The sequence below is a fragment of the Rheinheimera sp. D18 genome (assembly GCF_004345025.1).
In the GTDB taxonomy this organism is placed as follows: domain Bacteria; phylum Pseudomonadota; class Gammaproteobacteria; order Enterobacterales; family Alteromonadaceae; genus Alishewanella; species Alishewanella metallidurans.
The window spans coordinates 1,078,561-1,092,987 of the sequence record NZ_CP037745.1 but is presented as its reverse complement, the minus strand read 5'-3'; the positions used below and the strand labels follow the sequence as shown (position 1 = coordinate 1,092,987).

At 44.0% G+C, this 14,427-nt stretch carries 14 protein-coding genes; 2 read left to right on the top strand and 12 right to left on the bottom strand.

Features of this window, described 5'->3' with window-relative positions:
- Positions 1 to 23 precede the first annotated feature (23 nt).
- Entirely contained in the window at positions 24 to 1,637 is a 1,614-nt protein-coding gene (locus E0Z06_RS05225; protein WP_132582549.1) for a LysM peptidoglycan-binding domain-containing protein, read from the top strand.
- A gap of 28 nt (positions 1,638 to 1,665) precedes the next feature.
- Positions 1,666 to 2,145 carry a hypothetical protein gene (locus E0Z06_RS05220; RefSeq protein WP_132582547.1) on the top strand — a complete coding sequence of 160 codons (480 nt, stop codon included), beginning with the start codon at positions 1,666 to 1,668 and terminating at the stop codon, positions 2,143 to 2,145.
- A gap of 3 nt (positions 2,146 to 2,148) precedes the next feature.
- Here the strand turns inward: E0Z06_RS05220 and E0Z06_RS05215 are convergent, their stop codons facing one another.
- The 12 genes from E0Z06_RS05215 to E0Z06_RS05160 all read right to left on the bottom strand — a co-directional run bounded on the left by E0Z06_RS05215 (position 2,149) and on the right by E0Z06_RS05160 (position 14,425).
- Positions 2,149 to 2,364, bottom strand: coding sequence for a hypothetical protein (locus E0Z06_RS05215; RefSeq protein ID WP_132582545.1), 216 nt, complete (start codon positions 2,362 to 2,364; stop codon positions 2,149 to 2,151).
- Positions 2,365 to 2,391: 27 nt separating this feature from the next.
- The gene (locus E0Z06_RS05210; protein ID WP_132582543.1) at positions 2,392 to 3,318 is read right to left on the bottom strand and encodes a chemotaxis protein; all 927 of its coding nucleotides are present in this window, start codon (positions 3,316 to 3,318) and stop codon (positions 2,392 to 2,394) included.
- Between the two features lie 194 nt (positions 3,319 to 3,512).
- On the bottom strand, positions 3,513 to 4,151 hold the full coding sequence (maiA, locus tag E0Z06_RS05205) for a maleylacetoacetate isomerase (RefSeq protein ID WP_132582541.1): 639 nt from the start codon (positions 4,149 to 4,151) through the stop codon (positions 3,513 to 3,515).
- Between the two features lie 84 nt (positions 4,152 to 4,235).
- Entirely contained in the window at positions 4,236 to 5,252 is a 1,017-nt protein-coding gene (locus E0Z06_RS05200; RefSeq protein WP_132582539.1) for a fumarylacetoacetate hydrolase family protein, read from the bottom strand.
- Positions 5,253 to 5,275: 23 nt separating this feature from the next.
- Complete coding sequence (locus E0Z06_RS05195) at positions 5,276 to 6,409, bottom strand: homogentisate 1,2-dioxygenase (RefSeq protein WP_132582537.1); 1,134 nt, start codon at positions 6,407 to 6,409, stop codon at positions 5,276 to 5,278.
- Positions 6,402 to 7,475 carry a 4-hydroxyphenylpyruvate dioxygenase gene (gene hppD, locus E0Z06_RS05190; protein ID WP_132582535.1) on the bottom strand — a complete coding sequence of 358 codons (1,074 nt, stop codon included), beginning with the start codon at positions 7,473 to 7,475 and terminating at the stop codon, positions 6,402 to 6,404. The genes E0Z06_RS05195 and hppD overlap by 8 nt, the downstream gene beginning before the upstream one ends.
- Before the next feature lie 213 nt (positions 7,476 to 7,688).
- Positions 7,689 to 9,251: a transcriptional regulator TyrR gene (gene tyrR, locus E0Z06_RS05185; protein WP_132582533.1), complete on the bottom strand. Its 1,563-nt coding sequence runs from the start codon at positions 9,249 to 9,251 to the stop codon at positions 7,689 to 7,691.
- 168 nt (positions 9,252 to 9,419) lie between these two features.
- Positions 9,420 to 9,761, bottom strand: coding sequence for a 4a-hydroxytetrahydrobiopterin dehydratase (locus tag E0Z06_RS05180; RefSeq protein WP_132582531.1), 342 nt, complete (start codon positions 9,759 to 9,761; stop codon positions 9,420 to 9,422).
- 9 nt (positions 9,762 to 9,770) lie between these two features.
- Positions 9,771 to 10,562 carry a phenylalanine 4-monooxygenase gene (phhA, locus tag E0Z06_RS05175; protein WP_132582529.1) on the bottom strand — a complete coding sequence of 264 codons (792 nt, stop codon included), beginning with the start codon at positions 10,560 to 10,562 and terminating at the stop codon, positions 9,771 to 9,773.
- A gap of 175 nt (positions 10,563 to 10,737) precedes the next feature.
- Positions 10,738 to 11,934, bottom strand: a complete 1,197-nt coding sequence (gene megL / locus E0Z06_RS05170) for a methionine gamma-lyase (RefSeq protein WP_132582527.1) — start codon at positions 11,932 to 11,934, stop codon at positions 10,738 to 10,740.
- A 98-nt stretch (positions 11,935 to 12,032) separates the two neighbouring features.
- Entirely contained in the window at positions 12,033 to 13,049 is a 1,017-nt protein-coding gene (locus E0Z06_RS05165) for a TIGR01620 family protein (protein ID WP_132582525.1), read from the bottom strand.
- Positions 13,046 to 14,425, bottom strand: coding sequence for a YcjX family protein (locus E0Z06_RS05160; RefSeq protein WP_132582523.1), 1,380 nt, complete (start codon positions 14,423 to 14,425; stop codon positions 13,046 to 13,048). Before E0Z06_RS05160 ends, E0Z06_RS05165 begins: the two co-directional genes overlap by 4 nt.
- Positions 14,426 to 14,427 lie beyond the last annotated feature (2 nt).

The following is a 14,427-nucleotide window of genomic DNA, read 5'->3' as shown; positions in this document are numbered from 1 at the left end:
ATTTTTGAACGTGGAACGAAGTAATGTTTATAAAAATCTCTGCTGTGGCTAGCGCGGTGTTACTCGCAGGCTGTGTAAGTACTTCCTCACCTGTTGAGTCAAACAATGTAACTAACACTGCGTATACGGCAACCACTAAACCGCAAACAGCAGATTTTCATAAACAAACTGCTAGCGCAGAAAAAATTGCAATGCGTTTATGGCAACAAGGCCTAGACGTAAATGCGGAGCCTGCACCACCAGATGCCGCAGAGTTGGAAGATTTATGGGAACGTATCCAGCTCCAATTAACTTTTAATGTGCCGCAAACTCGGCCTATTGTAGAACAACGTAATTACTACACGAATAATCAAGCATACCTAGATCGCGTTGCCGCTCGAGCGCAGCCATTTTTATATTTTATTGTTCAAGAAATAGAAAAACGTAACATGCCGTTAGAACTGGCGCTGTTACCTATCGTTGAAAGCGCCTTTGATCCCTTTGCTTACTCAACCGCTGCCGCAGCGGGTATGTGGCAATTTATGCCCGCAACCGGCACTCGTTTTGGCCTAAAACAAAACTTTTGGTACGATGGCCGCCGCGATGTCGTCGCCTCTACGCGTGCCGCACTGGACTATTTGCAGTACTTACACGACAAGTTAGAAGGCGACTGGCTTAATGCCATTGCCGCTTACAACTCTGGCGAAGGCAGAATTTCAAAAGCCATTAAACGTAATCAACAAAAACGCCTACCCACCGACTTTTGGTCACTTGACTTACCCGCAGAAACAACGGTTTACGTTCCAAAGCTTCTAGCTTTAGTTGACATTCTTAAACGCCCAGATGAGTTTGATATTGTTTGGAAATTCATTGCTAATGAACCCCAAATTGACTTGGTAAGTGTTGAAGACCAAATTGATTTAATGATTGCCGCAGAAATGGCGGGGATCAGCGTGGCCGAGCTACAGGCGCTTAATCCTGGCTTTAACCAGTGGGCTACGGATCCGCAAGGTCCTAACTATCTAGTAGTGCCAAAACACACTAGCTCTGTGTTTACCGAGAAGCTAGCAAGTACACCGAGCCAACAATTATTGCGTTGGAAGCGCTATATTGTGGCAAAAGGCGATACCATTGGTAAAATTGCCCAGCAACACGATACCAATGTTAGCGATCTGCAGCGGATAAATAAGTTATCTGGTAACACCATTCGCCTTGGTCAAGCATTGCTAATCCCTGTTGCAGCGCAAAGTACCAGTAACTATGAACTTAGCGCTGCAAACCGCAGTGCTAAAGCGCAGAAAAGCGGTAGTGGTAACAAGTTGAGTTATACTGTAAAACAAGGCGACACGCTTTGGGATATCAGTCGTGAGCACAAGGTTACGGTAGAACAACTGACGAAATGGAATAGCCTTGCCCAGCGCTCAACGTTAAAACAGGGGCAACAGCTGGTTATATGGCAGCAAGATGCAGCTGTACAGCCTAGTGGCATATCGCGCACTGTTAACTACAAAGTACGTAAAGGCGATTCACTGGCTCGTATTGCACAACGTTTTAGCATCAGTGTTTCCGACATTGTGAAATGGAACAAAATTGAAACCGATAATTATCTGCAACCAGGACAACAACTTAAACTGGTAGTCAATGCAACTCAAGTATAAGCAAACCGCTATACCAAGGAGTTAACCAATGAGATATTTATTTTTGTTTTTGGCTCTGTCGCTCTATTCAACAGTAAGTCAGGCGCAGTTTGATATCTCTGGCGAAGGTAAAGTTTACTTAACCAACGGCTCTACCCAAGAGTTTGATTTTGGCTTTAGTTATTTTCGCCAAGAAGGCCGTTATCGCTTTATCGTTGGCCGCCATAACCTAGCAGTACATAAGGTACCTAAAAAATATTCTTTGGCTTTAGTACTACAAGACGAAAAACAAATTTGGGTAACAGATTTTATCAACGAACCCTTAAACGGCTTTGAATTACAGCTGGACGATTACCGTATCAAGCTGTTTAAAGATGCTAAAGCAAAAGATGCTAGCGGAAATTTTGTTTTACAAATTAACGACGAGCAGTTTTACTTTAGCCGTGGCCCAGGTCAAATTAACTTCTACTTTACCGAAGACGGTATTAAAAATGTTCGGGTTGAAGGTATGTTTAAACCGAAAAAATAAACGTTAACTGGGTTCTTTTTGTAACTGTAATGCAGTGATAGTGCCAGAAGCAATGCACAACAGCGGCGCAACCAAGGTAAAAACCCATCCGGCTTGTAAACTTACATCATGCCACCAAGCATAACTTGCTGCTGTTAACTGAAAACACACACCAAACAGGCCAATATAGGTTAATAACCGATTTACAGGTCGTTTGGGTAAGGTAAATATTTTATTCATAACACCTTCTACTACACCATTTATTACTTAGTCAGCATTCATCCACTTTTGTACTGCAGAAACTAATTCATCGGGGTGAAATTTAGCAATGAATTGATCTGCGCCTACCTTTTTAACCATGGCTTCGTTAAACACACCACTTAATGAAGAGTGCAGCACAACGTGCATATTTTTTAATAGTGGATCAGCTTTAATTTCAGCCGTCAGGGTGTAACCATCCATCTCAGGCATTTCTATATCAGAAATAAGTAATGGCACCTTAGTTGAAATATCACCACCAAGTTCAGCGGCTTTGGCTGTTAGCCAATCTAATGCAAGCTTGCCATCATTCACTAACTCAACATTAATGCCAATAGAAGTAAGTGCACGTTTCACCTGATTGCGCGCCACCGCCGAGTCATCGGCAACTAATACGATAACATCTTTAAAACTGCGTTCTGCGGCTTTAGTTTTTATATCTTCACTAACATCTTCATTAACTGGGGTAATTTCAGCAAACACTTTCTCCACGTCGATTATCTGTACCAGCTTACCGTCTATCTCGGTTACTGCAGTAAGATAATGGCCAGCACCGGCGCCTTTTGGCGGCGGTAAAATTTGGTCCCAATTAGTATTAACAATGCGGTCGACACCGTTTACTAAAAAGCCTTGCGTATGCCGGTTATATTCCGTTACCAACACATAGGCTGTTGATAAGTCTTCAATACGCTTGCCACCGGTAGCCTCGCTTAAATCAATAACCATTACCGGCACACCACGTAAATGGGCAATACCACGTACATGAGGGCTTGAACCTGGCATTTCCGTCAAGTCAGGGCACTGCAATACTTCACGTACTTTAAATACGTTGATACCAAAAGGTTGTTTACCATGCAGGCGAAATAACAATAACTCTAACCGATTGTTACCAACAAGGTTGGTCCGCTGGTTTACTGCGGCCATTAGTTTACTCATATTGCATTACCTCTGGGGGCTAACGTTGCCAATAACGGCTTTATGCATGCTATACACTACAGCATTTTGTTGCTTATAACGCAATGCACTAGCGAGCAAGAATATAAAATATTGTTTAAGCATAGGCGACTATAGTTAATCGTCTAGCAATAGAGAAAAAAGGCTACTGCTGATAACCCATTTAATACAGTAAATTATTGTGCATCAGGCTGCTGTTCAGGTGCAGCTAACGCAAACGCCGCGAGTTGTTGGCAATTATGATAAATACGATTAAGGCTAGGATAAGCCGTCATATCTAACGAAAAGCGCTGTGCATTGTATATCTGAGGTATTAAACAGATATCCGCTAACGTTACTGCATCGGCAAAGCAATATTGCCCCGATGTTAGAGATAAACGTTGCTCTAACGCAGTAAAACCGACGTTAAGCCAATGTTTAATCCAAGCCAGTTTTTGCTCTTCAGACAGTGCCAACGGCCCTGTTAGGTATTGCAAAACCCGTAAATTATTTAACGGATGAATGTCGCAGGCAATATCTAATGCAGCAGACCGTACTTGCGCTTTTGCCGCTAAACTTTTTGGTAAGAAAGCCGGTTCTGGGTACTTTTCATCTAAGTATTCAATAATAGCCAGTGACTGATTAACGCTCACATCTTCGTCAACAAAAGTAGGCACCAGCTGCGCAGGGTTAAGTGTTTTATAATTTTCGCTATGCTGCTCGCCGCCATTTTTAATTAAATGTACAGCCACGCTATCAAAACTCAGTTGTTTTAAATTAAGCGCAATGCGTACCCGATATGCGGCCGATGAGCGCCAGTAACCATAGAGTTTCATAAAGATCCTGTTAGTACTGTAGTTTAAACATAGCGTTACCATATAAATAAGCATCTGTGAGGCACTGCCCACAGACGCTGTACTTTAGGCGTTATACTTTACAACCTTCTGGTCTATTGCACCAAACACGCTGTTGCCCTGCTCGTCTAGCATTTCAATACGAATGGTATCGCCAAACTTCATAAAAGAGGTTGCTGGTTTACCGTCACGAATAGTTTCAATCATACGAATTTCAGCAATACAGCTATAACCGACACCGCCCTCGTCAACTGCTGTACCATGATCGGTACCCTGTTTATTAGATACCGTGCCTGAACCAATAACTGCGCCAGCGCCAAGTTTCCGCGTTTTAGCTGCATGTGCTACTAACTGGCCAAAATCAAAAGTCATATCTATGCCAGCATTTGGCTTACCAAATAACTTACCGTTGTACGTAGACAATAGCGGCAAGTGCACGCGACCATCATGCCATTTATCGGCTAGCTCATCGGGAGTTACCGCTACCGGGCTGAAGGCTGATGAGGGTTTGGAATGAAAGAAACCAAAACCTTTGGCTAATTCATTCGGAATAAGAGCACGCAGTGACACGTCATTAACTAACATCAGTAAGCGAATTTTGCTACGGGCTTCGTCTGCACTGCACGCCATTGGTACGTCGTCAGTTATAACGGCCACTTCACCTTCAAAATCGATGCCGTAATCTTCAGAGCTAACGTCAATATTATCGCAAGCGCCGATAAAGTCATCTGAACCACCTTGATACATTAATGGATCGGTCCAAAAACTTGGTGGCATTTCGGCATTACGCGCTTTACGCACTAACTCTACGTGATTAACGTAGGCGCTGCCATCAGCCCATTGATATGCACGAGGTAAGGGTGACTCTGCATTTACTGGTTCAAACGCCATCTCACCATCAACCTTACCTTGATTCAGCGCCTGATAAACTTGCTCTAACTTGCTAGCTAATAAGGCCCAGTTATCTAATAGCTGCTGCATGGTAGTGGCTACTGTTGGTACGGCAACACAACGGCTTAAATCTCGGCTTACTACCACTAGCAAACCATCGCGACTACCATTTTTTAAACTTGCTAACTTCATTTATGATCCTTAACTAAGCCTGTTTAGGGTTTAACTTTCCAGCTGTTAATATACTCATGGTTTTCTGTTGCAAGCGCTGCAGCACCCATTTCAAGCGCATCGCGAGTATCTAGCATTACTGCAACTTCATCAGTGAATTTCTTTTTGTACTCACGCGCAGCAGCAAAAGCTTTAGGGTGCGGGCCATGGGTAAAACCAGCGGGGTGGAAAGTTACCATGCCTTTTTCGATATTATCGCGGCTGAAAAAATCACCTGCATGATAAAATAGCACTTCATCGTAGTCGTCATTATTATGATAAAACGGCACCTTTAATGCTCCGGGGTCGCTTTCTATTGGCCGCGGTACAAAAGTACAGACCACAAACCGCTGTGCAACAAAGGTGGTATGTGCCGATGGCGGTAAATGATAGCGATGGCTCATTAATGGCCGAATATCACGCCAGTTAATGCGCATTACCGATAAATCGCCATGCCAACCAATAGCATCTAGCGGGTTATACGGATAAGTAATTACCGACACTTCACCGTGACGTTTTATTTCTACCTGCCATTGTTGCTCGCTGTATTGGGCTTTAAACGCAGCATCAATTTTTGGCGTATCTAACATCGCTAAATCGAAAATAGCGTGATTACCCACTAAGCCTTTTTCTGGTAATTGAAAACTATCATTGGTTGCTTCTATTAGTAGAATAAACATCGGTGAGGTTGGCTCTAAGCGCCACATGGTCGAACGCGGAATGACAATATAATCACCATCGCGAACAGTCATATGACCATAGTCACAATACAACTCTGCACTACCTTCGTGAATAAATAATAGCTCATCACCATCGCCATTACGCACTAACTTGGTCATGCCCTCAGTTAAACGCCACGTACGCATTTTACAATGCGCATTAAATAACAGGTTTGGCACTGACCAAGGCGAATTGGTGTTATCAACACCAATGTCGTTAAAGTTAAACAGGTGTGGCCGCAGTGGGCCTTGCCAATCAGTCCAACCGGTAGGCGCGTGCTGATGATGAAAGTGCGTGGCGGGGCCAAAGAAGCCATTACGACCGGTTTCCCGCTCGTATATGGCTTGCTCTGGAAAATCAGCATGAGCTTGGCGCGATACATCCCCTTCCTTTAACGGAAACGATGCCCATTTACGCATTGCTTAATACTCCACGTTGAATTTGATCTTCTTCTATAGATTCAAACAACGCTTTGAAGTTGCCTTCGCCAAAACCTTCGTTGCCTTTGCGCTGAATGATCTCGAAAAATACTGGGCCAATTACGGTTTTAGTAAATATTTGCAGTAAAATACCGTCTTTCATTGGCGCGCCGTCAATTAACACTCGCAGATCACGAAGCTGATCTAAATCTTCTTCATGGCCTACTACACGCTCGTTTACCTTGTTGTAGTAGGTTTCTGGCGTTGGCATAAACTCCATACCACGGTTACGTAGCGTACGTACAGTTTCGTAAATATTTTCGGTGGTTAACGCAATATGTTGAATGCCTTCGCCTTTGTATTCGCGAATAAACTCTTCAATTTGCGATTTATCGTCTGACGATTCATTAATTGGAATACGAATTTTACCGCAAGGCGCGGTCATCGCTTTAGAGACTAAACCGGTTAACTTACCTTCAATGTCGAAATAACGAACTTCACGGAAGTTTCCGATGTTTTCATAAAACCCAGCCCACACGTTCATATTACCGCGCATTACGTTGTGCGTTAGGTGATCTAGCACGTCTAAGCCAACACTGTGCTTGGCCATATCCGCTTGCCAGTTGTCATAGAATTTAAAATCAATGTCATATACCGAGCTTGCGCCGTAACGGTCAACGAAATACAACAGGCTGCTGCCAATACCGTAAACCACTGGAATGTTTAGCTCCATAGGACCAATTTGATTTTTATATTCTTTGGCACCATTAGCTAAGGCGTGGCTTAATGCGGCGGCAGCATCTTTAACACGAAACGCCATTGCGCATACGCTTGGGCCATGATTACGGGCAAACTCTTCGGCTTGAGAATTTGGCTCAGCATTAATAATAAAATTAATATCGCCTTGCTTATATAACCAAGCTTGCTTAGAACGATGCTTTGCAACCTCAGTAAAACCCAACGAGTAAAATAAATCTTTTAATTTTTGAATTCCTTCAGCATCAGCCGCGGTGTATTCAACAAATTCGAAACCATCAGTACCCAGTGGGTTTATTTTATCTAACATTCGCCTATTCCCTATTACGTCTTTGATAGCAGCAATAATGCCCTTGCAATAAAAAAAAGCTAGAGGCCACTGAGCGACAGCGAAAAGCAGCTAAACAGGCTGTTTTGTAAAGATGGCAATACGAAAATGAGGTTTAGTGCAAAACAGAACAAAAAGGGCCACTAAATCATGTTAGCAGCCCGATACAAGTACAAATTTATAAACAAAGTGTAATTAAATTTTTACACTCTTGCGATTAATACCGTAATCACGCAGTTTATTCGCTACAGCGGTATGGCTTAAACCAAGTTTTTTCGCTAACTGGCGGGAGCTGGGGTAAGCCGGAAACAATTTTCGCAACAAATTAGCTTCAAACCGTTTTACCGCTTCGTCTAATGTGCCGTCAAAGTCCTGCTCTAAATAACCAAAATCATTATTGTAGCTAGGTAATTGCAGATGCTCTCGATCTAATTCCGCACCGTCTAATAAAGTAATGGCGCGATACAGTGCGTTTTCTAGCTGGCGCACATTGCCCGGCCAAGGATAACTTTGTAAAAAACTCGCACAGTTATCGGTAAGTTTTGGTGCTTTTCTGCCTAACCTATTTGCAAAGCGTGCCAGAAAAAACTCAGCTAACGGAATAACATCCTGCTTGCGTTCACGCAGTGCTGGCAAGGCCAGTGTTAGTACGTTTAAGCGGTAATATAGATCTTCACGAAACTTACCTTCCTGCACCATGTGAGGTAAATCTTTTTGTGTGGTGCAAATTACCCGCACATCCACTTTTACTTCGTTCTCATCGGCCACACGTCTAAAACTACCGTCTTGTAAAAAACGGATCAGCTTTGTTTGTAACTGATGCGACATTTCACCAACTTCGTCTAAAAATACCGTGCCGCCGTTGGCTTGCTCAAAGATACCTTTTTTACTTTCGCTTGTGCCAGGAAAGGCATTAGCGCCGTAACCAAATAATTCTGACTCGGCAACGTTATCCGGTAACGATGCGCAGTTAAGTGCCAAAAATGGCTTACCAGCGCGGCTGCTTGCAGCATGGCAGGCTTTAGCTAACAGTTCTTTGCCAGTACCGGTTTCACCCATAATTAAAATAGGCGCATCAAGCTGAGACATCTTTTTGGCTTCACGTACTACTTTGCGCATCAAGTTACTGTGCGCCTGCAACGTATTAAAGCTTTCTTGATCGCCTTTTTTAAACACCACCATATGCTGGCCTAGGCGACTTTCTGATTTCAAATTAATGACTGCACCGGCCAAAATTTCTGCGCCGGTATCATCAGGCACCATTACTGGCAGTACATCGGCGACAAAGCGTTTGCCATGAATTTCTAAGCGCCGAGTTTGTGCTAATACTTCATCGGCTTCTAACCAACGCTGAAAATTAAAGCCCTTTACCATGCTTTGCAACGACTGACCGGCGATCGCGTCTCTTGATACCTCTAACACTTCTAACGCGGCGTCATTAATTACAGTAACATTAGCTTTAAGATCGATAGCAATCAGGCCATCAGGTAAAGTGCGCAGCAAGGTCGATAGTTCGTTGTGCTCTCGTTCAGATGGCATAAAAGCGGTAGTTTTAACGTCTTCTACGCCAGAAATTCGGCGCATTTTGGCCATTAACTCCTGAAACTTTTCAAAATTTACCGAAGGAAATGACACAAATATACGACTTAAGCTGCGATCAACTTCGATGCCGCGTAAATCTAGCTCGTAACTCACTAATACATTTAATACTTCTTGCGCCAGACCTAATCTGTTCTGGCATTGAATTTCTAAACGCATACCGCAAACTGCCCCAAAACCATTCAATAGACAGCATGATACGGCATAAGCCGCAAATCAGACTAGTGAATTTGTAAAGAAATATGAACAAGACGTTTATTTAACTGATGACTGCGACGAGTGGCGCGTTACCGCCACTCAGATACGCAGCTATATGTATGCGAAGAATTAGGCCAACAGTAGGCTGTCAGTTTTGGCCGCACAAATAAAATCGTTTTTATGCAAACCTTTAATTGAGTGCGACCACCAAGTTACCGTAAGCTTTCCCCATTCAAGTAACAATGCCGGATGATGGCCTTCGGCTTCAGCTAACTCGGCTACTTTGTTATGGAACGCCCAGGCTAACTTGAAGTTTTTAAACTTAAATTCGCGTTCTAACTGCAAAATGCCATCACGCACCACGGGGGTCCAATCGGGAATTTGCCGCATTAACTCAGGTAGTTCAGCATCACTTACTTTAGGTGCATCTGCACGACAAGCTTCACATTGCATTGCTTTTAATTCAGACATTATTTATTCCTAGCTAACTTGTTTTTCTTTTGGTGGAAACTTTGCGGCATGCAAGCCTAATGCTCTAGCTTGTTCAACCAGCGCCATCATATCCAGCTGTGCAATATCAAACAGCTGATCAATCCGCTCAATCATAAAATAAATAGGCTGCATAATATCGATACGATAAGGTGTACGTAGCACGTCAACCGCATCAAACAGCTTACGTTCTGGTATATCTGAGCCAAGTGCATATTGGGTTTCGCCAGGCGATGATAATATACCACCTCCGTATATACGCAGGCCATCTGCGGTATTTAATAAGCCAAACTCAATAGTAAACCAATATAACCGGGCTAAATAAACTCGGTCTTGCTTGTTGGCCGCTAAGCCAATTTTACCGTACTGATGCGTAAACTCAGCAAATGCGGGGTTGGTTAACATGGCGCAGTGACCAAATATTTCGTGAAAAATATCCGGTTCTTGTAAATAGTCAAACTCTTCACGCGAACGTATAAAGGTTGCGACGGGAAAGCGTTTGTTAGCCAGTAGTTCGAAAAATTTGTCAAAGCTAATTAGTGCTGGCACTTCTGCACATTCCCAGCCGGTAGTGGCACGCAACACACTACTTACTTCTTCCAGTTGCGGAATACGATCAGTTGGCAGCTGCAACTTTTCTAGCCCCGCCATATACTCATCGCAGGCTTTACCACTAATAACACCCAACTGCCGAGTAATTAACTCATGCCAAATCTGATTTTCTTCCTCAGACCAAGCAATAAAGCCTGTGTCATCTGACTGTCGAGATACGTACTTACTCATAAACAACCTGTTGATTTTTTTGTTATATGGGCTTATCTGCCGGCAATTTATAATGATGAATAATGGGCAGACATCTAGTTAGCACGGATACTAAGCGATAGCGCAGCAAGAGTTAACCTTACTGCGACCTATAGTCAGTTAGCTACGCGTAAACATTAACTTACAACGGCTATTTTTAGCCTTGCCGCTGTTGCATCTTATTAAGCGCCTGCGCTAAATCAGCAATAATGTCATCTATATGCTCTAGCCCAACTGATACGCGAATTAAGCCATCACTAATGCCCGCCATTTGCCGCTCTTCCGCGGTGTAAGGGCTATGTGTCATCGACGCCGGATGTTGAATAAGCGATTCAGCATCCCCTAAACTTACCGCCAAGCTTAATAACTGCACCTGATTAATAAAGAAGCGACTATCGTCTAAGCTAGCGTTTAGTTCAAACGCAAGCACGCCACCGGCGGCTTTCATTTGTTTACCAATAAACTTATAACCAGGGTGCGAGGGCAAACCGGGATAAAACACCTCGCTTACTGCAGGGTGCGCTTCAAGGTACTCAGCAACCTGTTGCGCATTACTGCAATGCCGCTCCATACGTACTGCAAGGGTTTTTAGGCCGCGTATAATTAACCAAGCATCGTGCGGGCTGATAGTTGCGCCCATATCTTTTAATGTGGTTAGCTTAATGGTTTTAATGGTTTCAGCGTCAGCGACAATTAAACCGGCAACCACATCGCCATGACCGTTTAAGTACTTGGTCGCGCTGTGGATCACAATATCAATGCCATAATCAGCTGGCTTTTGCAGCAAGGGCGTCATAAAGGTGTTATCGATCACCGAAATTAATTTATTACGACGACAGAAAGTACCTAAAAAGGCTAAATCTAACACCACCATATTGGGGTTTATTGGCGTTTCAGCAAATAGCATTTTAGTATTGGGTTTTAAGGCTTTTTCTACTGCGCCGTGGTCTGTCATGTCAACAAAACTAACGTCAATACCATAGCGAGCAAACTGGTGGTTAAATAAGGCGAAGCTGCAACCATAAATAGCTTTGCTGGCAATTAAATGATCGCCGTGTTGCAGAAATGCCATGGTGCTCGCCGCTACTGCCCCCATGCCGGTTGCTGTAGCCGCAGCATCATCCATGTTTTCTAACGCAGCAATTTTAAGTTCTAACTCGCGGGTGGTTGGGTTGCCCAAGCGCGTATAAATATAACCTTCTTCTTCACCAGCAAAGCGCGCTGCGCCCTGCTCGGCATTGTCGAAGATAAAGGTAGAGCTTTGATATAACGGCGTTACTAAAGTGCCGAATTGGTTTTTTTCTTTTCCGGCATGAATACATAGGGTTTCGGCATTTTTATGAGTTTTGTGCATAGTGTTATTACTGCTGAAAGTTAATATTGCATTAACAAATAGCAGAATTGATAATTAATGGAAGCAAGCCAGACATCTTGCAGTCTGCTTATGTAAACTTAGATTATGTTACCTCTGTCAGCTTTAGTTTGCACTGCGCTTTTAAAACGTTCTAACAAACTGGCAGTCAATACTTTAACACTAATTTTTGTCGTTGCCGTTGCTGGCAATGGCCTAAGTTGTTGTTGTGCCAAATTACCTAAGCGTGCCACCAGCAGCCCAGCAATAACCCCCTGCCCAGCGCGCGCCGATACCTTTGCAGTTAATTCACCACTTAATACATCTGATGCCATATCTAACGCCAGCTCTGAACCACCAGCCCAAAGTAACGCCGCCAATAGGCGTTTTAGCACCAGCATACTACGCAGCTGGCCAATAGCGCCGCCGTATAGCTGCGCTAGCTCACGCACCATGCGACTACTGCGCCATAGCACTAGCAACATATCGGCTAAAGCAAAAGGGCTAATGGCAACAGCTAAACTGGTATCCGTTGCGGCACGATAAATTAGCTGCTGCGCCTGCTTGTCTAGCTCAGTAAGTACAAAGTGTTCAAATAGCTGCAATTGCTCTTCATCGCTGTGTTCATCTTTAACCGCGCTGAGCCATTCGGCCTTTGCCGCAGTTAAGCTGGCTGATGCTGGCAAACTATCGGCTACTGAATTGCACAATACAGCGGCTTCACCATATTGCACACTATGACGAATACGTTCAGCATTTTGTTGCCATTGCCGGTTACGCGCTAAGCGCCGCCACAGTTTCAGCTCGCGCCACAATAATGAACCAATTAATACCAAAACCGCCGCACTAATTACGCTCAGCGCGGCACCTTGCCACAGGCTTTGTTGCCAGCTGTGCTGTAAGGTGTAAAACCATTGCCAAATAGATAACACAACTATTGCCAGCAAGGTAAAACCGGCCAAGCGCCACCACCAACGGGTTGGTTGCTTTAACACTATTATTGCAGTTGGTTCTTGCGCTACAAAATGCTGTTCTTGAAAATGTGTAGCCTGTTTCAGCGGCTCTGCAGCATCAAGTGCTTGGGCAGAAAAGTGCTGCGCGGGCTTTAGTTCGCTCATCGTAGTTTATCTCCTAAAATGTACTGCAGCACATGGTCCATGCGGACATGCGGTATTAGCTGATTCTCTTGCCAAGGTAATGGTCGAAGTGGCAGAAAACCAAACTTATGCTGATTAAATGTACTAGCCGCAGGCAGTTTTGCCGGTACCTCTCCCGGAAAGTAAGTTAAGGCTTGCGCATTAATACCAACACCGCTAATGCACGGCTGAGCCAAGCCATCAACTTGGACAAAACCACTTTTGCTGGCACGAATAGCCGCAATGGACATCGCCTCGGTAGTTGCGGCTTGATACTGACTTTGTTTCAGTGGCTGTTGTAATAATTGCTGTAATAACAAAGTTAAGGCTTTATGTTGTTCTGGCGTAGCATGATCTGCCTTGCTGGCAGCAAATAACACTTTGCTGATGCTAGGCTTAAACAAACGGCCTAAGATACTTGATGGGCCGTAATTAAAGCTTTGTAAAATAAGCTGTAATGCCTGCTGTAGCTCGCTAACTGCAGCATGGCCCGCATTTAATGCCGATAAACAATCAACTAAAATAACTTGTCGGTCTAAACCTGAGAAATGCTGCTGATAAAATGGTTTGATAACATGTTTACGGTAACTATCGTAATGCTGCGCCAGCTTATTACTCAGTGGTGATGCCGCATTGGCTTGTACCGGTAACAACGGAAACAGTTGCAACATGGGTGCGCCCGCTAACGTACCAGGCACTAGCAAGCGGCCCGGCTGGTTTAAGTAAGCGCCTGGGGTTTGATGAAACTGTTGTAATAGCTGTTTATATTGCTCGGTTAGCGTTTGTAATTGCAGTTCGGTTGCATTTTGTGGGTCAACGCTGCTTAACAACGCAGCAAAGGGCGCGGCAATATCTTTACGATGGGTTTTAGCAAATAATTGCCAGCTAAATTCACACCACTGCGTATAGCTTAAATCAAGCAAGGGTAAATCGAGTAACCACTCACCGGGATAATCAATAATATCTAGCGCCAGTTCGCTACGCGACTGTAAATGAGCGCGAAGCCCTGAAGCCGCTTTATAGCGCAGCTTTAAACTAAGTTGGCTCCAACCTTGAGTTGATGGTGGCCAAATTGGTGGCGTTTGCTGCAACGCCCGCAAATTTGCTTCAAGTGGAAACCGCGGTACATCAAGCAACGGCGTGGCTAACCGACCACCAAGATAACGATGCTGGCGCACAACATCAAAAAAAGGCAAATTATCTGGCTGATCACCGACCGTTAATTGCTGAACCAAAGACGTAATAAAAGCGGTTTTTCCTGACCCGCTTAAACCTGTGATACCAATGCGTAAATGACGATCAAGGGCACGACTGGTTAGCTCGTGTCCTTGATGTTGAAGCTTATTTAAAAGATCCATAA